18 protein-coding genes are annotated in these 17,795 nt (G+C 65.4%); 4 read left to right on the forward strand and 14 right to left on the reverse strand.

Features of this window, described 5'->3' with window-relative positions; all coding sequences use genetic code 11:
* The first annotated feature begins 8 nt into the window (after positions 1 to 8).
* Positions 9 to 893 carry a LysR substrate-binding domain-containing protein gene (locus tag ACTEK7_RS04000; RefSeq protein ID WP_225146766.1) on the forward strand — a complete coding sequence of 295 codons (885 nt, stop codon included), beginning with the start codon at positions 9 to 11 and terminating at the stop codon, positions 891 to 893.
* A 39-nt stretch (positions 894 to 932) separates the two neighbouring features.
* Here ACTEK7_RS04000 and ACTEK7_RS04005 read toward each other — a convergent pair whose 3' ends face one another.
* The 3 genes from ACTEK7_RS04005 to recJ all read right to left on the reverse strand — a co-directional run bounded on the left by ACTEK7_RS04005 (position 933) and on the right by recJ (position 4,562).
* A complete protein-coding gene (locus ACTEK7_RS04005; RefSeq protein ID WP_225146765.1) occupies positions 933 to 1,730 on the reverse strand; it encodes an aldolase in 798 nt (265 codons plus the stop codon).
* Positions 1,731 to 1,827: 97 nt separating this feature from the next.
* Positions 1,828 to 2,637: an SDR family NAD(P)-dependent oxidoreductase gene (locus ACTEK7_RS04010; RefSeq protein ID WP_225146764.1), complete on the reverse strand. Its 810-nt coding sequence runs from the start codon at positions 2,635 to 2,637 to the stop codon at positions 1,828 to 1,830.
* A gap of 83 nt (positions 2,638 to 2,720) precedes the next feature.
* Positions 2,721 to 4,562, reverse strand: a complete 1,842-nt coding sequence (recJ, locus tag ACTEK7_RS04015; protein WP_225146763.1) for a single-stranded-DNA-specific exonuclease RecJ — start codon at positions 4,560 to 4,562, stop codon at positions 2,721 to 2,723.
* A gap of 286 nt (positions 4,563 to 4,848) precedes the next feature.
* Between recJ and ACTEK7_RS04020 the strand changes: the two genes are divergently transcribed.
* Positions 4,849 to 5,925: a methyl-accepting chemotaxis protein gene (locus ACTEK7_RS04020; RefSeq protein ID WP_225113566.1), complete on the forward strand. Its 1,077-nt coding sequence runs from the start codon at positions 4,849 to 4,851 to the stop codon at positions 5,923 to 5,925.
* A gap of 188 nt (positions 5,926 to 6,113) precedes the next feature.
* Here the strand turns inward: ACTEK7_RS04020 and ACTEK7_RS04025 are convergent, their stop codons facing one another.
* The 8 genes from ACTEK7_RS04025 to ACTEK7_RS04060 all read right to left on the reverse strand — a co-directional run bounded on the left by ACTEK7_RS04025 (position 6,114) and on the right by ACTEK7_RS04060 (position 13,979).
* A complete protein-coding gene (locus ACTEK7_RS04025) occupies positions 6,114 to 7,175 on the reverse strand; it encodes a glycosyltransferase family 4 protein (protein WP_225146762.1) in 1,062 nt (353 codons plus the stop codon).
* Between the two features lie 131 nt (positions 7,176 to 7,306).
* The gene (locus ACTEK7_RS04030) at positions 7,307 to 7,522 is read right to left on the reverse strand and encodes a hypothetical protein (protein WP_074447910.1); all 216 of its coding nucleotides are present in this window, start codon (positions 7,520 to 7,522) and stop codon (positions 7,307 to 7,309) included.
* 136 nt (positions 7,523 to 7,658) lie between these two features.
* Positions 7,659 to 8,663, reverse strand: coding sequence for a 4-hydroxythreonine-4-phosphate dehydrogenase PdxA (locus ACTEK7_RS04035; protein WP_225146761.1), 1,005 nt, complete (start codon positions 8,661 to 8,663; stop codon positions 7,659 to 7,661).
* Positions 8,660 to 10,198, reverse strand: a complete 1,539-nt coding sequence (locus tag ACTEK7_RS04040) for a tripartite tricarboxylate transporter permease (protein WP_057029102.1) — start codon at positions 10,196 to 10,198, stop codon at positions 8,660 to 8,662. Before ACTEK7_RS04040 ends, ACTEK7_RS04035 begins: the two co-directional genes overlap by 4 nt.
* A gap of 12 nt (positions 10,199 to 10,210) precedes the next feature.
* The gene (locus ACTEK7_RS04045) at positions 10,211 to 10,693 is read right to left on the reverse strand and encodes a tripartite tricarboxylate transporter TctB family protein (RefSeq protein WP_225146760.1); all 483 of its coding nucleotides are present in this window, start codon (positions 10,691 to 10,693) and stop codon (positions 10,211 to 10,213) included.
* Positions 10,694 to 10,870: 177 nt separating this feature from the next.
* Positions 10,871 to 11,863: a tripartite tricarboxylate transporter substrate binding protein gene (locus ACTEK7_RS04050; protein ID WP_225146759.1), complete on the reverse strand. Its 993-nt coding sequence runs from the start codon at positions 11,861 to 11,863 to the stop codon at positions 10,871 to 10,873.
* Between the two features lie 52 nt (positions 11,864 to 11,915).
* Positions 11,916 to 13,175, reverse strand: coding sequence for a CaiB/BaiF CoA transferase family protein (locus tag ACTEK7_RS04055; RefSeq protein ID WP_225146758.1), 1,260 nt, complete (start codon positions 13,173 to 13,175; stop codon positions 11,916 to 11,918).
* 9 nt (positions 13,176 to 13,184) lie between these two features.
* Entirely contained in the window at positions 13,185 to 13,979 is a 795-nt protein-coding gene (locus ACTEK7_RS04060) for an enoyl-CoA hydratase/isomerase family protein (RefSeq protein WP_225146757.1), read from the reverse strand.
* A 116-nt stretch (positions 13,980 to 14,095) separates the two neighbouring features.
* Between ACTEK7_RS04060 and ACTEK7_RS04065 the strand changes: the two genes are divergently transcribed.
* Positions 14,096 to 14,761 carry a GntR family transcriptional regulator gene (locus ACTEK7_RS04065; RefSeq protein ID WP_225146756.1) on the forward strand — a complete coding sequence of 222 codons (666 nt, stop codon included), beginning with the start codon at positions 14,096 to 14,098 and terminating at the stop codon, positions 14,759 to 14,761.
* Positions 14,762 to 14,979: 218 nt separating this feature from the next.
* The gene (locus ACTEK7_RS04070) at positions 14,980 to 15,951 is read left to right on the forward strand and encodes an MBL fold metallo-hydrolase (protein ID WP_225146755.1); all 972 of its coding nucleotides are present in this window, start codon (positions 14,980 to 14,982) and stop codon (positions 15,949 to 15,951) included.
* 62 nt (positions 15,952 to 16,013) lie between these two features.
* On the opposite strand, the gene ACTEK7_RS04075 is transcribed toward ACTEK7_RS04070, so the two are convergent.
* From ACTEK7_RS04075 to ACTEK7_RS04085, 3 genes are read right to left on the reverse strand one after another with little or no spacing between them, the layout of a single operon-like run.
* Positions 16,014 to 16,538, reverse strand: a complete 525-nt coding sequence (locus ACTEK7_RS04075) for a DUF4269 domain-containing protein (protein ID WP_225146754.1) — start codon at positions 16,536 to 16,538, stop codon at positions 16,014 to 16,016.
* Positions 16,519 to 16,932: an ASCH domain-containing protein gene (locus ACTEK7_RS04080; protein WP_225136024.1), complete on the reverse strand. Its 414-nt coding sequence runs from the start codon at positions 16,930 to 16,932 to the stop codon at positions 16,519 to 16,521. The genes ACTEK7_RS04075 and ACTEK7_RS04080 overlap by 20 nt, the downstream gene beginning before the upstream one ends.
* The gene (locus ACTEK7_RS04085) at positions 16,933 to 17,652 is read right to left on the reverse strand and encodes a haloacid dehalogenase type II (protein ID WP_225136022.1); all 720 of its coding nucleotides are present in this window, start codon (positions 17,650 to 17,652) and stop codon (positions 16,933 to 16,935) included.
* Positions 17,653 to 17,795 lie beyond the last annotated feature (143 nt).

Below are 17,795 nucleotides of genomic sequence, written 5' to 3' on the forward strand. Positions count from 1 at the left end.
AGTTCGCGATGAGAAGGCTTCCTCCGCTGGCGGGATTGCGTGCATTTGAAGCGGCGGCACGTCACCTCAGCTTCAAGCGCGCCGCCGATGAGCTTCACGTCACGCCGACCGCGATCAGCCATCAGGTGCGACAGCTGGAGCAGACGGTCGGGGTCAGCCTGTTCGAGCGCCGGACGCGGCAGGTTCTGCTCACCGCGGAAGGTCAGGTCCTGCTTCCGGTCCTGCGCGACGGCTTTGATGCGTTTGCGCGTGTTCTGGAGGGATTGAGCCGGAAGCGACGCCGGGCGGTGGTCACACTTTCGGCGACGCCGGCTTTCACAGCCAAATGGCTGGTGCCGCGTCTTGCTGGGCTCCGAAAGAGCAGAGCCGACATTGATCTCACATTGCTTGCGAGCTTGGAGGTGGCCGATCTCAATTCGACCGCGGACCTCGCACTTCGCTACGGTTCCGGTCCTTATCCCGATCTGATTGCCGAGCCTCTCACGGTCGATCGTTTCGCACCGGTGGTCAGTCCGCGCTTGGGCATCCGAAGACCGAGCGACCTGCGCTCAGCAACGCTGCTACATTTCGACTGGCACCGTCGTGATGCCCGAAATCCGACCTGGCGGCGCTGGTTCAAGACGGCCGGCATTGACGACGTTGATGCGCGCGCCGGCGTGCGTTTCAGCGATGAAACCCATGCCATCCAGGCAACCGTCGCCGGCGCCGGTGTCGCTTTGCACAGTCTTGTGCTCGTCGCCGACGAACTTTCGCAGGGAACGCTGGTCGCACCATTCGGGCCGGAGCTGGAAGGCTCTTCGCTGCACTTGGTCCGCAGCCGCAACCGGCCGCTCACCGAGCCGGTCGAGGCTGTACGACACTGGCTGAAGTCAGAGTTCGACGCGGCCCGCTGATACGCAGCGCAGCTCGCGCGCCGCGGCATGACATCGTGGTCAGTGCCGATATTGCGGCTCCTCCGCATCGAGCTGCCGCCGGATCGCGGCGAGATGCAGCCGGGCGGATTCGGTATCGCCCTCGCGCATCTGCCTGTAGGTCTCCGCCGCAACGGCGGGATCGACCGGCAGCACCTTCCGCCCCGTCGACATCGCCAGCACCTGCACCTCGGCGGCGCGCTCGAGATAGTAGAGATCGTCCCAGGCTTCCGCGATGGTCGGCGCCAGCACCATCACGCCGTGATGCTTCATGAAGACGATGTCGGCATCGCCGACGGCGGACGCGATGCGGGCACCTTCGCGGCTGTCGAGCGCGAGGCCGTTGTAGTCGCGGTCGACCGCGGTGCGGCCGTAGAATTTCAGCGCGGTCTGGCCAGCCCAGATCAGGGGCTCGCCCTCGATCATCGACAGCGCTGTCGCGTAGGGCATGTGGGTGTGGAAGGCGACCTTGGCGCGCGGCAGCAGCCTGTGCATCTCGGCATGGATGTAGAACGCGGTCGCCTCGGGCACGCCCTCGCCGTCGAGCACGTTGCCGTGGAAGTCGCAGATCAACAGCTTCGACGCGGTCAACTCGCGAAAGGCGTAGCCATAGGGATTGACGAGGAACAGATCGTCATGACCGGGCACCACGGCCGAGAAGTGGTTGCAGATGCCCTCCTCAAAGCCGTTGCGCGCGGCCATGCGGAAGCAGGCGGCGAGATCCTCGCGCGCGGTGCGGATCGCGTCGGTGGCGAGATCCGGCCGGTTGGAACGGAATGGCGCGGGCGCGGGTGAAGAAGCGTGAAGGCTGTGCGCCATGGCGAAGGACACCTCTTTCGGTCGGGAGCTGCCCAGTGTTGTACAGGGACTGCGCCTGCGCGTCAGCCCCTGCGGCCGCCACCCTGCCCTGCGCAGCTCAAGCGCGCCGCGGCACGCCGCCGGCATTCATGCCGCCGTCGATGACGAGCTCGCTGCCGGTGACGTAGCGCGAGGCATCGGAAGCCAAGTATAGCACGCCCGAGGCGATCTCCGCCGCCTGGCCCGCACGACCAAGCGGCGTCACCACCTTGGCGCGCTCCTCCGGATCGATCGGGGCGTTCTGGCCGGCGCCGGCCGCCCCCGTCGGGATCTTGCCCCAGATCGGGGTGTCGATGATGCCGGGGTGAACCGAGTTGACCCGGATGCCGTCGCCCGCCGCCGCGCACTCCATCGCAATGGATTTGGCGAACAGCCGCACGCCGCCCTTGGTCGCCGAATAGGCCGACAATCCGGGCGAGCCGCGCAGGCCGGCGAGCGAGGACATCATGACGATCGAGCCGCCGCCGGTTTTGCGCATCAGGGGCAGGCAATGCTTCACCGAAAGAAACACGCCATCGAGATTGATCGCATTCTGCTTGCGCCAGTCCGCGAGCGTCATGTCGACGATCGACGGCACCGAAATGCCGATACCCGCATTGGAGACGAGCACGTCGAGCCGGCCGAAGCGCTTTGCGATCTCGGCGACGATCTCGATCCAGCACTCTTCGCTGGTGACATCCTGCTCCAGAAAGATCGCCTTGCCGCCCTCCCTGGTGATGCGCCTGACCAGCTCGGGGCCCCTCAGCTCATCGATGTCGGTCGCGATGACCGTAGCGCCTTCGCGTGCGAACAGCTCGACGGTAGCCTCGCCAATGCCGGAGGCGCCGCCCGTCACCAATGCGACCTTGCCCTCAACCTGCCCTGCCATCCCTCACTCCCTTTTTTGTTGTTTGGAACCGTTGTCTCTTGATCGTTGTCGGAAAACCGCTTCGCACTTTTCCGGATCATGCATCATCTAATCACGGATGGCCCCTGATCCGGTAGCGCGACGTCGACGACACGGAATTGCACGCGCTCGGCGCCCTGGTAGCGATCGACCGACAACGAGCCCGCGACATGCATCTGCTGGCCGCGATTGGCGAGCAGCGCATTGCCGAGCTTTTGGCCGACTGAACGGAACGCGATGCCGTTGACGATGGCGCCGTCGCCCGCCTTGAAGCGCAGGCGCAGATGCGACTGGCCGACCTCGTCGGCAAACACGAGCTGGTGCGCCGGCAGCGCCAGCACCGGCTCCGGATTGCCGCTGCCGAAGGGACCGGCGCGATTGAGCGTCGCCGCAAGCTCCGGCGTCACCGCACGGGCGGTGACTGCGCCGTCGATATAGAGCTCGTTGACGTGGCGCGCCTCGGCGACGTCGCGCGCCAGCGCGGTCTCGAGATAGGCGCGGAATTCGGCGAGCTTCTCCTTGCGCAGCGTCACGCCCGCGGCCATCGCGTGGCCGCCGCCCTTGAGCAGGATGCCGTCGGCGACCGCCTGCCGCACCGCCTTGCCGAGATCGACGCCGGCGATCGAGCGGCCCGAGCCGGTGCCGATCCCCCCCGGCTCCAGCGCAATGGCAAAGGCCGGCCGCGAGAACTTCTCCTTCAGGCGGGAGGCAACGAGGCCGACCACGCCGGGATGCCAGCCTTCCGAGGCCGTGACGATGACGGCGAGCTTGTCCTCCAGCCCGATCGAGGCCAGCGCCTCGGCTTCGGCCTGGGCTTCCGCCGCCTGCTCGATGACGCGACGTTCGCTGTTGAGACGGTCGAGCTCGGCCGCGATCCGCGCTGCCTCGACGCTGTCGCCTTCGAGCAGCAGCCGCACGCCGAGATCGGCGCGGCCGATACGGCCACCGGCATTGACACGCGGGCCCAGCATGAAGCCGAGATGCCAGGCCTCCGGCGGGCCATTGAGCCGCGCCACGTCCATCAGCGCGGTGTGGCCGACATGGTCGCGCCGCCGCATCGCGATCAGCCCCTTGGCGACGAAGGCGCGGTTGAGACCGATCAGCGGCGCGACGTCGGCGACGGTGCCGAGCGCGACGTGATGCAGCATGCCCAGGAGATCGGGCTCGGGCATCTCGCTGGTCCAGAAGCCGCGCTGGCGCAGCTCGCGATTGACCGCCACCAGCGTCACCAGCACGAGGCCGACGGCGGCGAGATGACCGAGGCCGGAGAGATCGTCGAGCCGGTTCGGATTGACCAGCGCATCCACCACCGGCAGCTCCGTGCCAGCCTGGTGATGGTCGATCACGACCACGGACATGCCGAGGCGCTTGGCCTCGGCGAGCGGCTCTATGCTGGTGGTGCCGCAATCGACTGTGATCAGCAGCGTGGCGCCCTTGGCCGCGAGCGCGCGCACCGCTTCCGTGTTGGGGCCATAGCCCTCGAAAATCCGGTCGGGAATATGGATCAGCGGATCGAGCCCGCAATGGCGCAGATGCCAGGCCAGCAGCGCCGCCGAGGTCGCGCCGTCGACGTCGTAGTCGCCGAAGATCGCAACCTTCTCGCCCTTGGTCGCGGCATCCGCAATGCGTTTGGCAGCGGCCTCCATCTCCGTCACCGTGAACGGGTCCGGCAGCAGCTTTCGGATGGTCGGATCGAGAAAGTCGGACACCGCGTCGATGTCGACACCGCGGCCCGCCAGTACCCGCGCCAGCAGTTCCGGCAATTGGTGCCGCTGCACGATGGCGAGCGCCTGGGCTGCCCCGCGGGCATCAAGCCGGTCGCGCCACAGCTTGTCGGTGAGCGAGCGCGCCACGCCCAGGAAGGCCTGGGGCGCTTCGATAGGCAAGGCGGTGGCTGGCGGCGTCATGACAGAGGCAGATGTTGGGGAACTCGAAGGGCCAGGCGGTCACGCGAACGCAGAGTCACTGGCTTCAGGGGATTGGTCGGCATCCGGGACGGATTTGCAACGGTCCGGCCGCACAAAGCGGTGGATGGCCGCCCCGACGGGCGCACTGACTATCATTTAGGCATCCCGTCAAACAGCAAATTAAGCAGGCGTTAGGCGGAATCCTCGAAAAAGAATCGTATTCGATCTGTAAGTCGTTGTTCCGGGTTCATTGCAGATCAGACCTCATTGCCAAGGGAAGTCCCCGATGTCTGCTGCGCTGGGTCTGAAAGCCAAGCCGATCGCCACCGAGCCCGCGGACGATGATTCCGACATCTCCGCGCTGATCAACCGTCTCACCGCCGAGGTCAACCAGATCGCGGTCGACAAGACCAAGTCGATCCAGCAGATCACCAACCAGATGAAGATGCTGGCGCTCAACGCGCTGATCGAGAGCTCGCGCGCCGGCGCGCAAGGCGCGGGCTTTGCGGTGGTGGCGCAGGAGGTGCGCGGCGTCGGCCAGCAGGTCGAGACCATCGCCCGCGAGCTCGAGACCCAATTGACCAAACGCACCGGCGATCTCGTCGCCTCGATCGACCGCATGAGCCAGCGCTCCCGCGGCGAGCGCATGGTCGACCTGTCGCTCAACGCGATCGAGCTGATCGACCGCAATCTCTACGAACGCACCTGCGATGTGCGCTGGTGGGCGACCGATTCCGCCGTGGTCGATTGCGCGGCCTCGCCCAGTGCTGCGGCCGTCTCCCATGCCTCGCAGCGCCTCGGCGTGATCCTCGGGGCCTACACCGTCTATCTCGATCTCTGGCTCTGCGACCTCGACGGCAACGTCATCGCCAACGGCCGCGCCGACCGCTTCCGCGTCGTCGGCCAGAACGTCGCCCACACCAGATGGTTTCGCGATGCGAAAGGCCTTCGCTCCGGCGACGATTATGTCGCCGGCGACGTCGAGAACCAGCCGCTGCTCGGCAATGCGCAGGTCGCGACCTATTGCGCCAGCGTCCGCGCCGGCGGCCAGGCTCATGGCGCACCGATCGGGGTGCTCGCCATCCATTTCGACTGGGAGCCGCAGGCCCGCGCCATCGTGCAGGGCGTGCGCGTCGGCGACAGCGACAAGGCGCGCGTGCTGCTCGTCGATTCCAATTTTCGCGTGATCGCGGCCTCCGACGGCCAGGGCATCCTCAGCGAACGCATCTCGCTGTCGCTGAACGGCCAGCGCTCCGGCTTCTATCAGGAACGCACGGGCACACTGGTCGCGTTCCATGCCACCCCAGGCTACGAGACCTATCGCGGGCTCGGCTGGTACGGCGTGATCGTCTGCGGCGCGTGAGGCGAGCGGGCCCGCCTCGATCAAAACTCGCGAAAACAACCCCATGCACAGTAGCCAAGGGGTTGTCTTACCTCGCTGTTTTTGCACGCGCGAAGATTCTTTGACACGTCGGGCAAAACAGAAGGAATCCGGCTCGGCGACACCTCATTGGGCGTGGCGATCTAGCACAGCGACATCGCCGCCTCCCTTCACCTTTCCGACATTTGCGTGTTGACCTTCCGAGCTGCCGCGGCAGCCAGCTTGCGGTACTGATCTTCGTACTGGCGCGCCATTCGGTATGCGGTGAAGCGTTCCTCGAAGCGGGCGCGCACTCTCCTTCGATCCAGCTTGCCCAATTCGCCGACCGCCTTGACCGCCTGCTCCTCGTTCTCGACGATGAAGCCGGTTAGGCCGTGCTCGATGACCTCAGGGACAGAGCCGGAGCGATAGGCGATCACGGGCGTTCCGCACGCCATCGCCTCGATCATGACCAGCCCGAAAGGCTCCGGCCAAGCGATCGGAAATAGCAGAGCGGCTGCTCCGCCAAGGAATGATTGCTTCCTCACGTCGTCGACTTCGCCGATAAGCTGGATCATCTCGCCGTCGATCCGGGGCGCAAGGTGTTTCCTGAAGTAGGCAGTCTCGGCGCGTGGAATCTTCGCGGCGATGCGAAGAGGCATCCGGGCTGCGTGCGCGATGCGGATGGCGTCCTCCGGACCCTTGTCCTCCGTGAGACGGCCAAGAAACGCCAGATAGGATCCCTCCTCATAGGATGGGTCCAACAGCTCCGACGGCAGCCCGTGCTGGATCGTCCCAATCCATTTCGCATCCGGAAGCGGCAGGCGCTGGTGATCCGAGATCGACACGAAGCATGCTTCTGGGAACTGCCGAACCACGTCAGGCAAGCCAGGCAAGTCAAGGCGGCCGTGCATGGTCGTCAGGAACGGTACGCCAACGCGACTGAGCAACGGCAGCGGAAGCCAGTCGAGATGGGCGTGGATCACGTCGAAGTCGTTGGCTCGTCTCGCGATCGCTTCCAGCAGCATCGCGCAGGCTGCGTTCGGATCGGCGCCCTTCCGGCCGAGACGCAGCGCGCGTGGCCATACCGGGTGGAGTTTGCCTCTCGTTCGGGAGTCACCGCTGGCAAACAGCGTGACGTCGTGACCGAGCTCGACAAGCTCATCCACAAGCCAGGCTACCACCCGCTCGGTGCCGCCGTAGAGCTTCGGAGGGACGCTTTCGGCAAGCGGAGCCAGCTGGGCGATACGCATTGGAGCTCGCTATATCGCTGAACGCACGATCAGCACGATGGCCGCAGACAGAAGGTTCGAAATCGCGAGCAAGGTCCAATCCGGCCTTGCGCTCGCGCTAGCCAGCCGACAGATACCGCCCTCGATGACCCTCAACATTCGTCATCGGAAAGCCGCTCGAGATAGGCAAGCCCGAATGCTGCGAGTTCCTGGGCATCACCGTTACTCTCGCGCGCTTCCCGCCTCCCTTGCAGATGACGCTCGAGCAGGCAACGACGGCCATCCGCTGCATCGACGCTGCGATGCCGGGCAAGGTACACGCACCAAGCGGTGTCCACCGCTGTTCGTAGCGGGCTGTCGTCGACCATGTTCCAGCTCCGACGTGGAAGATGTTCATGGGGCGCCAACTCCTCGCGACGGCGGAAGTTTCCAGTTTTTCCCTAAAGTCTAAGTCTGCGCGCAAGGCGAGCGCAATCAGCGGTCGCTCCCTTCGCGCGTGCAAGTTCAGCCGAGACGACGCGCCGCCATCTCCGCGGCGAGCAGCAACGCCGCGCGGCTGGCGCCAATCGATGCGATACCTTGACCCGCGATGTCGTAGGCGGTGCCGTGCGCGGGCGTGCAGATCGGGAACGGGAAGCCGCCGAGCAAGGTCACGCCGCGATCGAAACCCATCAGCTTCATCGCGATCTGGCCCTGGTCGTGATACATCGTCAGCACGGCATCGAAGGCGCCGGCCTTGGCGCGCAGGAACACGGTGTCGGCCGGAAACGGTCCCTCCGCGGCAATGCCCTCGCTCTGGCTTGCTGCGACCACCGGCGCAATCACGTCGATCTCCTCGCGGCCGAAATTGCCGCCGTCGCCGGCATGGGGGTTGAGGCCTGCGACCGCGATGCGTGGCCGCGCAAAGCCGGCGTTGCGCATGCAGGAATCGGTTAGTCTGAGCGCGCGATGGATGCGTTCGCCGGATAGCTTCGCAGCGACGTCCCTGAGCGGGATGTGCGAGGTGACCCGTGCGTTCCAGAGCCGGTCCAGCACGTTGAATTCGCTTGCCGGCGTGTTGAGACCGACGACCTCGGCGGAGAACGCGATCTCGTCGTCGTACTCGGCACGGGCAAGGCGCATCGCCTGCTTGTTAAAGGGGGTGAAGCAGACCGCGTCGACATGGCCGTCGCGGCCGAGCTCGAGCGCATGCCTGTAATTGGCCAGCGCAAATTTTCCGCTGGCAAGGGTCGCTTTCTTCGGCTCGACCTCTCTGGGGTCGAGGTGGCGGAGATCGACGAACAGCGCATCTTCCTGCGCTGCGCGAATATCGGCGCCCTGCTCTAGCATCTTCAGCTCCGGCTTGACGCCGGCAATGCGCGCGCCCTCGTCGAAAATGCGGCGGTCGCCGATGACGACGAGCCGGCAGCGCGCGCGGATGTCGTCCTGCGCCACGAGCTTGGCCGTCAGCTCCGGGCTGATGCCGGCTGGATCTCCCATGGCCAGCACAATCAGCGGCTTTGCGGTCATATGATTGCCCTTTCCTGGACTGGCGCATCGGTGGCGGGCGACGCAGGTTTGCGCCAGAGCCGCGGCAGCTGCAACAGAAGCGGAAGCAGCAGCAGCGCGATGCCGCCCACGATCAGGCACGTCACCAGCTTGTTCGCAAAGAAAATGCCGAGAGATCCCTTGGAGATCAGCATCGACTGCCGGAAGGCGTCCTCGGCCTTGTCGCCGATGACGATCGCGAGCACGAGCGGCGCCAGCGGATAGAACAGCTTCTTGAAGAGATAGCCGACGACCCCGAAGCCGAGCATCATGACGACGTCGAGATAGGAGTTCGACACCGAATAGGCGCCGACGACGCAGATGATCACGATCAGCGGCGCGATCACCACGAAGGGAATCCGCATCAGGGCGGCGAACACCGGGACCGTCAGCAGCACCAGGGCGACGGCGACAATGTTGCCGACATACATCGAGGCGATCAGGCCCCAGACAAAATCCTTTTGGTCCACGAACAGCATGGGCCCGGGATTGAGGCCCCAGATCATCAACCCGCCCATCATCACGGCCGCGGTTGCCGAGCCCGGAATGCCGAGCGAGAGCATCGGCAGCAGCGCGCTGGTCCCGGCGGCATGATCGGCCGTCTCCGGCGAGACGATGCCTTCGACCTCGCCCGTGCCGAAATGTCGGCCGCGCCGTGAAAAGCGCCGCGCGATACCGTAACTCATGAAGGAGGCCGCGGTCGGGCCGCCCGGCGTGATGCCCATCCAGCATCCGATCGCGGCGCTGCGCAGCAGGGCGACGCCGTGCCGCGGCAGGCGGCCGACGGCGCGAAACACCTCGCGCCAATCGATCTTGGACGAGACGGCGCGCGCGTGAAATTCCTCCTCGACGGCGACAAGCAGTTCGCCAATGCCGAACAGGCCCATCACCGCCACGACGAAGCTGACGCCCTTGACGAGTTCGTCCACGCCCATGGTGAGGCGCACGCTGCCGGAGACCGTGTCGATGCCGATGGCGGCGATGGCAAAGCCGAGCGCCAGCGCCACGACGGTCTTGATCGGCGCCGCACCGCCCATGCCGACGAAGCTGGCAAAGGCGAGAAAATAGACGGCAAAATACTCGGCCGGCCCGAACGCGAGCGCAGCCTGCGCCACCCAGGAGGCGAGGAAGGTGATCAGGATGACGCCGACCAGCGCGCCGAACGCCGCCGAACCGAAGGCGGTCGCGAGCGCGGTGGTCGGCCTGCCGTCGCGCGCCATCGGATAGCCGTCGAAGGTGGTCGCCACCGACGACGGCTCCCCCGGGATATTGAACAGGATGGAGGTCACCGATCCCCCGAATAGCGCGCCCCAATACATGCTGGAGAGCAGGATGATGGCCGAGACCGGCTGCATGCCGAAGGTGAGCGGCAGGAGCAGCGACACGCCGTTAGGCGCGCCCAGCCCCGGCAAGACGCCGACGAGAATGCCGAGCAGCACGCCGACCACCATCAGGACCAGATGCGGCACCGTGACCGCGATGGTGAAGCCGTGCAGGAGCTCCTGGAGATTGTCCATCCCGCCGCTCCCTCAGAACCCGAGCGCGGAAGCGAGCGCGCCGCGCGGCAGGCTGACCTGGAACATGCGCTCGAACACGAGGTAGAGCGCGAGCGCCGTGGCTCCTGCCATGGCGAGCGCGCGCGGCACCGATTGATGCCGGGGGATCGCCAGCACCGCGAAGACATAGAGAGCGGAGGCGACGTACATCCCGGCGAGCGGGATCGCGGCGACGAAGATCGCAGCCGGCACGAACAGGCCGGCGAGCCGGCGCAGCTCGATCGACGTGATCGCGATGGGAACGTTTGCGAGCGTCGCGGCCGGCACCACGCCTCGCACCAGATTGTAGAGGCTGCCGAGCACGACGATGGTCCCGGTCAGGAACGGGAATGTGCCGGCGTCCACGCCTGCGCTCGACCAGCCGATGCCGTTGTCGAGGCTGGAGACGACGACGGCCACGCCGAAGCTGCCGGTGAGCACGGCGGTCGCAAGTTCAAGCGCGCGACGGGAGATCATGGGCGGCTCCGGCGAAACAGTCCTCGTCTTGAGCTGCGCGCTTTGGCGCGCGTCTCGAAGGACGGCTCCAGGCGACATCGCACCCGCGGCCATCCTTCGAGACGCCCGCCTCCGGCGGGCCCTCAGGATGAGGACTACGGCTGCAGGTGACGGCGCGATCGAAGCGCATCCTCGGCCTCACTTGACCAGCCAGCCCTGCTCGCCCGCGACCTGCTTGATGCGCTCGAGGTCCTCCTTGATGAATTTTTCGAGCTCGGCACCGGTGAGGAACGTGTCGACCTGGGAGGTCTTCTCGATGTAGTCCTTCCACTCCGGCGTCGCCTGCACCTTCTTCATGAGGTCGACATAGAACGCGGCCTGCTCCGGCGTGACCTTGCCGGGCAGCCACACGGTACGCGGCTGCTCATATTGGTCGATGTCGAGGCCCTGCTCGACGCAGGTTGGAACGTCGCCCCAGCCTTCCGTCGCGGTGACCTTCGGCCCCTGCGGCAGCCGCTTCGGGCTGAACACGCAGAGCGGGCGCTGCGTGCTGCCGCGCCATTGCCCGAGGCTTTCGCTGGGGTTGTTGACGTGGGAATCGAGGTGTCCGCCGGCGAGCTGCACGGCGGTCTCGGCGCCGCTCTTGAACGGGATATAGGTCAGCTTGACCTTGCCGGCCTTCTCGATCATGCGCGTCAGCACCTCGTCGGTGTCCTTGGACTGCGCGCCGCCCATCTTGAATTCGCCCGCTGCGGCCGCCTTCAGATAATCGCCCGCGGTCTTGTACGGTGCGTCCTGCTTGACCCAGAGCAGGAACTCGTCCTGCGCCATCGCCGCGATCGGCGTGAGATCGGTGTAGTTGAAGGCGACCTTGGAGACGAGCGGCTGCTGCCAGGCATTCGAGGTGCCGAAGATCACCTTGTAGGGATCGCCGGCGGAGGCCTTGCCGTAGACATAGCCTTCGGCGCCGCTGCCGCCGCTCTTGTTGACGACGACGATCGGCTGCTCGATCAGCTTGTGCTTGGTGATGATGTTCTGCACCGCGCGCGCGAGATTGTCGGTGCCGCCGCCGGGGCCGGCGGTGGCCACGAACTCGATCGGCTTTTGCGGTTGCCAGGCGCTGAGCGCCGGCATGGTGCCGGCGAGCACGGCTGCGGCTGCGGAGAGCAGAAATGTTGACGTCCGACCCATGATTTCCTCCAGCTGATTTTTTGTCTTTTGTTGTTGTCGTATCGACGTCCGGTCAGGCGACGTGTTCCTCGCGTCTTTCCAGGGCCGAGACAATTGCGCCTTCTTTTTCGAGCGCTTCGATTCGTGACTGGTCGAACCCATGCTCGGCCAGAACCTCTTTCGTGTGCTCTCCATAGACCGGTGCGCCTGATCGCACTTTGCCCGGGGTCTCCGAAAACTTGATGGGAAGCCCGATCGTCTTGACGGACCCGAGCGTGGAGTGCTCGACCTCGACGACCATCTCGCGCGCCAGCGTCTGCGGATCGCTCAGCGCCTCCAGCATGTCGTGCACGGGGCCGCACGGCACGCCCTTCTCGTCCAGCGCCGCGAGCCAATGCGCCCGCGATTGCTTGCGGAAGCGTTCGCTGAGGACGGCTTCGAGCTCCTTCAGGTTGGCCATGCGATCGGCACCGGTGACGAAGCGCGGATCGTCGGCGAGCTCGCTCGCGCCGAGCGCTTCCAGCATCAACAGCCAATGCTTCTTGTTGGCGCCGCCGACCACGAGCCAGCCGTCCGAGGCTTCAAACGCCTGGTACGGCGCGTTGAGCGGATGCGCCGAGCCCATCGCGCGCGGCGCGGTGCCCGCGGCGAGCGCGATGGTCGACTGCCAATAGGTCTGCACCAAGGCGGCTTCATAAAGCGAGGTCTCGACCCATTGGCCTTCACCGGTCTTGAGGCGATGGGTGTAGGCGGCCAGGATGCCCATGCTCGCGAGCAGGCCGGCGGTGATGTCCGACAGCGGCGGGCCGCACTTGACGGGCGGACCGTCGGGCCGCTCGCCGGTAAAACTCATGATGCCGCTCATGGCTTGCGCGACGAGATCGAACCCCCTGCGATGCTTGTAGGGGCCGGTGCGGCCGAAGCCCGACAGCGAGCAATAGATCAGCGCCGGGAATTCCGCGTGCAGCGCCTCATAGCCGAAGCCGAGGCGCTCCATCGCGCCCGGCGCAAAGTTCTCGACCAGCACGTCGGCATCGGCGATCAGCCGGCGCAGCACCTCTTTGCCGCCGTCGGTCTTCAGGTCCAGCACGATGCCGCGCTTGTTGCGGTTCATCATCAGGAAGGAGGCCGCCTCGTCCCCGATCTTCGGCGGCACCGAATGGCGGGTGTCGTCGCCGTTCGGCCATTTCTCGATCTTGATGACGTCGGCGCCCATGTCGGCGAGCATCAAGGTGCAGGTCGGACCTGCCATGACATGGGTGAGGTCGATGACCTTGAGACCGGCCAGCGGTCCGGAACGGCGAGAGGTGGATTGCGATGGATCGCTTTGCATCGGCTCGTCCTATTGGCCGCGCCATTGCGGCGCGCGCTTGTTGAGGAAAGCATCGAGCCCTTCGCGAAAATCCTGGCTCGTGTAGCACATCAGGATGAGGTCTTCGCCCTCGTCCTGCGTCAGCCGGCGCTGCAGACGGCTGACAGCCTGCTTGGTCGCGTTCAGCGTCAGCGGCGCATGGCTCGCGACGAGCCGGGCCACCTCGTCGGCGCGTCGTTCAAGGGCGGCGAGATCGTCGACGACCTCACCGAGCAGCCCGACACTTGCGGCTTCCGCGGCGTCGACGAGGCGCGCAGTGAAGATGAGATCCTTGACGCGCGCGGCGCCGATCAGCGCGGTGAGACGGCTGACATTGGACATCGACAGGCAATTGCCGAGCGTCCTGGCGATGGGGAATCCGATCTTCGCAGCTTTTGTGCCGATGCGGAGGTCGCAGGCCGCGGCAATGCCCGCCCCGCCGCCGGTACAGAACCCGTTGATCGCCGCGATCGTGGGGACCCGGCATTGCTCGAGTGTGGTCAGAACGCGGTCGATACGGTTCTCGTAGTCGATGGCGTCCTGCGGCGTCCTGAATTCGCGAAACTGATTGATGTCGGTGCCCGAGGCGAAGGCCTTGTCGCCGGCCCCCCGCAGCACCAACACCTTGATGTCATGGTCGCGGTTGGCCTCCTCGCAGATCGCGGCAAGCCGCTCGTACATGGCGAACGTGAAGGCATTGCGGGCCTGCGGACGGTTGAAGGTGATCCGCCCGATGCCGCCGTCGCGCTCGAACACGAGGTCTTCTGCCGCCACTTGCAGGTCCATTTCCTCATACCTTTCTGTTTTTGCATTTTTGAATGCAAAACTTTGGATTTTCAAGCTGGAACTTGGCCATATGGGCGTATAAGTTCAGTTTTGCATTCAAAACTGAGCTCAGAGCCATGCTTCACGACGAGGTCGTCAACCGCATCCGCGCCATCCTGCTCGACGGCGAAATCCCGCCGGGCGCGCGGATTCCCGAGCGCGAGCTGTGCGAGCGGCTCGAGATCTCGCGGACGCCGCTGCGCGAGGCGCTCAAGGTGCTGGCGGCGGAAGGGCTCGTGCAGTTGCTGCCGCATCGCGGCTCGCGGGCAGCAAAGCTGACCGACAAGGACATGCGCGACCTGTTCGAGGTCTGCCAGGGCTTGGAGGCTCTCGCGGGCGAACTCGCCTGCGAGCGCATCAGCGACGCCGAGATCGATGCGATCGCCGCCGCACATGCGGACATGGTGCAGCATTATCGCGAGCGCGAACTGATCCAGTACTACCGTGGCAATCGCGCCATTCACGAAGCCATCGTGACCGCAGCGGGAAATCCTGTGCTCGCCGGGCTTTACGCCTCGGTGACCGCGCGCATCCGGCGCGCGCGCTATGTCACGCCGATGACGGCGCAGCGCTGGGCGCTCGCCGTGAAGGAGCACGAGGCAATCCTGAACGCGCTTCAGCGCCGCGACGGTGTCGGGCTCGCCCACATCCTGCGTGCGCATCTGCGTCACAAGCGCGAAGAGGTGCTGCAGGCGGGCTTTGCCGAGACGGAAGGCAATGACGTCACGTTGAGAATTGCGTAAAGCGCAATTCCGCGCCTTGGCGCAGCCTGCCTTTGCACGTCGCTTTCGCGCTCCGGCTATCGTTCTCGTTCAGCGTGCCGTACCGGGTAATTCCACTTGCTAGCTTGTCGCAACCGGCGCAGCATGCTTTCCGCCGCCCTCCGGCCACGTGGCCGATCAGGCGGCCGCTTACCGCGCCAACGATTGCGCAAAACAAAAGACGAAAGCGGAGGAAAAGAATGACATTCGATGTCTCGCGTCGGTCCCTACTCGCACTCGGGGCCGGTCTCGGCGCCAGCGCCATGCTCGGCAGCAGCGCGATGGCGCGGGCGCCCAAGCTCGGCACCCAGACGCCCTACTGGCACCGCTTCATTCTCGGCGATGCCGAGGTGACCGTGGTATCCGACGGACCGCTTCCGCTCGGCGATCCCTCCGGGACCTTCACCGGCGTTCCCAAGGAAGAGGTCAAGAAGATGCTGACCGACAATTTCCTGTCGCCGGACAATGTCGTGCTCGAACAGAACTCTCCGATCGTGAACACCGGTGACAAGCTCATCCTGTTCGACACGGGCATGGGCTCATCGAAGATGTTCGGCGCCAGCACCGGACGGCAGCAGAAGAGCATGACGGAGGCCGGCATCAAGCCGGGCGACATCGATGCCGTCGTGTGCTCGCATGCCCATATCGATCATATCGGCGGCATCGTCGACGAGGGCGGCAAGCCGCTGTTCCCCAACGCGCAAGTCTACATTGCCCAGAGCGATTTCGACTTCTGGACCGACGAAGGCAAGCTCGGCAGCGCGGCCAAGGATTTCGTCATCCACGCCCGCAAGAACCTGCTGCCGGTCCGGGATCGGATCAAATTCTTCAGGGATGGCGAGGAATTCCTGCCCGGCGTGCAGGCGATCGCGGCCCCCGGCCACACCGTCGGCCACACCATCTTCATGGTGACGTCGGCCGGCAAGTCGTTCGCCTTCCTCGGCGATCTCTCGCACCATTCGGTGCTGCTGCTGGAGAAGCCACGGATGGAGTTCTCCTACGATTCCGACCCGAAGCAGGCGGCGGAGTCGCGCGTCAAGCTGCTGACGATGCTGGCCGCCAACAAGATCCCGGTGATGTCCTATCACTTCGCCTGGCCAGGCTATGGCCATGTCGCCAAAGCCGGAGATGGTTTCCGCTACTATCCGCAACCGATGCAGATGACGTTGTAGCCGTCAGTTCAGATCCGGGCGGCGCGAGCCGCCCGGATCTGTGCGGTCCCACGCGGCGAACCTTACAGGCACTCCAGGCGGGCCCGCAGCTGGGCGTCGCTCTCACGGCCCAATGCAAGCAATGCGGAATACGGGTCCCCGGCAATGCCGAGCGCGGCGGCAAACGCGGGCTCGGTCTTCATCCCGCGCGCCCTATGGTCGGCCACGGCTTTGCGCAGACGCCCGTCGTCGAGCGCGAGCAATCTCCGCTCGATTTCGAAGTGCAGCCAGCCTTCCTGCTGATCGACCGGCCTGGGATCGCCGAACAGCTCGAACGGCCAGCCGTCCCACTCGAAGCGGGCGACCACCGGCCGTCGGCGGGAGCACCATTGATAGAGCGCAAACCCGTCACACGAGCGGTATCGTCGCCAGACCACTTCGGCGAAAGCTGCCGCGTCGAGAACGTGGCAGACGACATCGATGTCACTCGTCGTCGTCGCGAGCCCCAAGGGCAGCGTCCCGACCACGCGTGGATCGAACTCCCGCAGCTCGTCGAGCAATCCCGAACTGCCGATCGCGGCTTCGTAGCTATCGATCGGTCTCGGCATCGCCGAAGACCTCGACCAGGCGAAAACGCTCGCACATCAGCATCATGTCGTCGCTATAGCGCCCGAGCCTGCCGAAATAGGATTGATGGGCACGGCGCCAATGAGCCAGGCTCCGGTCGCCTTCTCCCTCGTCATGTGCAAAGGCTGCATCGACCTCGTTGAAGCGCCGGTATGTCACCTCGATGGTTTCGATGACGCAGCGCGGCTCTCCTCGCCCGTCGAGCACGACCCAGCGCTCACCGGGCGTAGAGGTGTTCGGCTCGTCCTCGGTGCTGCACGTCGCGGTCTTGATGCCCTTGGCGACGAGCTCGACTAGTTCGTCGGCCAGCGCGGGACTGTCGCCGAACGCGAAGGTTCGCAGATGCTGATACGGCTCGGGAATCCCCTTGCCCACCTAACAGCCGAGCCTATCGGCGATGCCGCCAAAATCCTTCGCGACGATGTCCCACTTGCCGGTTGCTTCGAAATCGACCTTCTGAAGCGGGCCGTATTCGGTCGGCCGCGCCACGAAGGCGGTCTTCAATCCGTTCTTCTGGGCGGCAGCGAGATCGCCATTGTGGGCCGCGACCATCATCACCTCTTCCGGCTTGAGGCAGAGCAGCTTTGCTGCGCCGAGATAGGTTTCCGGATCGGGCTTGTAGTGCTCGAACAGCTCGGCCGACATAATGAGGTCCCACGGCAGGCCGGCGAACTTCGCCATGTTGGTGAGCAGCGCGACGTTGCCGTTCGAGAGCGGCGAGATCACGAACTTAGATTTCAGCCGCGTCAAGCCGGTGACGCTGTCGGGCCAGGGATGCAGGCGGTGCCAGCCTTTGGTGAGGTAATCGAGATCGGCGTCGGTGAGGCCCTTGATCGCGAATTGATCGACCAGCTGCTCCAGCGAGCGGCGGTGCAGGTCATCGAGCATGACGTAGCCGCGCTCGGGATGTTGGCGCACGTCGTCCATCGAGGCCATGTACATGCCGCGCCAGCCGTCGACCAGCGCGGTCCAATCCGCGCTGATGCCGCGCTGCTTTCCCCACCACATGAAGTCGGTGATCAGGCTGGTGCGCCAGTCGACGACCGTGCCGAATACGTCGAAGACGAGGGCTTTGACGACGGAGAGATCGGGCATGGGCGCTTCCTCGGATTGTTCTTGTTGTCATTCCGGGGCGATGCGCAGCATCGAGCCCGGAATCCATTTCGCGTCGGAGTCTGCCGCCCGATGGATTCCGGGCTCTCCGGGCCGCTCGCTTCGCGCGGTCCCGTCGCCCCGGA

This window comes from Bradyrhizobium sp. JHI2711, from assembly GCF_056156565.1.

What these genes read in the sequence shown, in the direction of transcription:
- ACTEK7_RS04000 (WP_225146766.1), top strand. Translation starts at nt 9, where the DNA reads ATGAGAAGGCTTCCTCCGCTGGCGGGATTGCGTGCATTTGAAGCGGCG.
- ACTEK7_RS04005 (WP_225146765.1), bottom strand. Translation starts at nt 1,730, where the DNA reads ATGGCGCACAGCCTTCACGCTTCTTCACCCGCGCCCGCGCCATTCCGT.
- ACTEK7_RS04010 (WP_225146764.1), bottom strand. Translation starts at nt 2,637, where the DNA reads ATGGCAGGGCAGGTTGAGGGCAAGGTCGCATTGGTGACGGGCGGCGCC.
- recJ (WP_225146763.1), bottom strand. Translation starts at nt 4,562, where the DNA reads ATGACGCCGCCAGCCACCGCCTTGCCTATCGAAGCGCCCCAGGCCTTC.
- ACTEK7_RS04020 (WP_225113566.1), top strand. Translation starts at nt 4,849, where the DNA reads ATGTCTGCTGCGCTGGGTCTGAAAGCCAAGCCGATCGCCACCGAGCCC.
- ACTEK7_RS04025 (WP_225146762.1), bottom strand. Translation starts at nt 7,175, where the DNA reads ATGCGTATCGCCCAGCTGGCTCCGCTTGCCGAAAGCGTCCCTCCGAAG.
- ACTEK7_RS04030 (WP_074447910.1), bottom strand. Translation starts at nt 7,522, where the DNA reads ATGGTCGACGACAGCCCGCTACGAACAGCGGTGGACACCGCTTGGTGC.
- ACTEK7_RS04035 (WP_225146761.1), bottom strand. Translation starts at nt 8,663, where the DNA reads ATGACCGCAAAGCCGCTGATTGTGCTGGCCATGGGAGATCCAGCCGGC.
- ACTEK7_RS04040 (WP_057029102.1), bottom strand. Translation starts at nt 10,198, where the DNA reads ATGGACAATCTCCAGGAGCTCCTGCACGGCTTCACCATCGCGGTCACG.
- ACTEK7_RS04045 (WP_225146760.1), bottom strand. Translation starts at nt 10,693, where the DNA reads ATGATCTCCCGTCGCGCGCTTGAACTTGCGACCGCCGTGCTCACCGGC.
- ACTEK7_RS04050 (WP_225146759.1), bottom strand. Translation starts at nt 11,863, where the DNA reads ATGGGTCGGACGTCAACATTTCTGCTCTCCGCAGCCGCAGCCGTGCTC.
- ACTEK7_RS04055 (WP_225146758.1), bottom strand. Translation starts at nt 13,175, where the DNA reads ATGCAAAGCGATCCATCGCAATCCACCTCTCGCCGTTCCGGACCGCTG.
- ACTEK7_RS04060 (WP_225146757.1), bottom strand. Translation starts at nt 13,979, where the DNA reads ATGGACCTGCAAGTGGCGGCAGAAGACCTCGTGTTCGAGCGCGACGGC.
- ACTEK7_RS04065 (WP_225146756.1), top strand. Translation starts at nt 14,096, where the DNA reads ATGCTTCACGACGAGGTCGTCAACCGCATCCGCGCCATCCTGCTCGAC.
- ACTEK7_RS04070 (WP_225146755.1), top strand. Translation starts at nt 14,980, where the DNA reads ATGACATTCGATGTCTCGCGTCGGTCCCTACTCGCACTCGGGGCCGGT.
- ACTEK7_RS04075 (WP_225146754.1), bottom strand. Translation starts at nt 16,538, where the DNA reads ATGCCGAGACCGATCGATAGCTACGAAGCCGCGATCGGCAGTTCGGGA.
- ACTEK7_RS04085 (WP_225136022.1), bottom strand. Translation starts at nt 17,652, where the DNA reads ATGCCCGATCTCTCCGTCGTCAAAGCCCTCGTCTTCGACGTATTCGGC.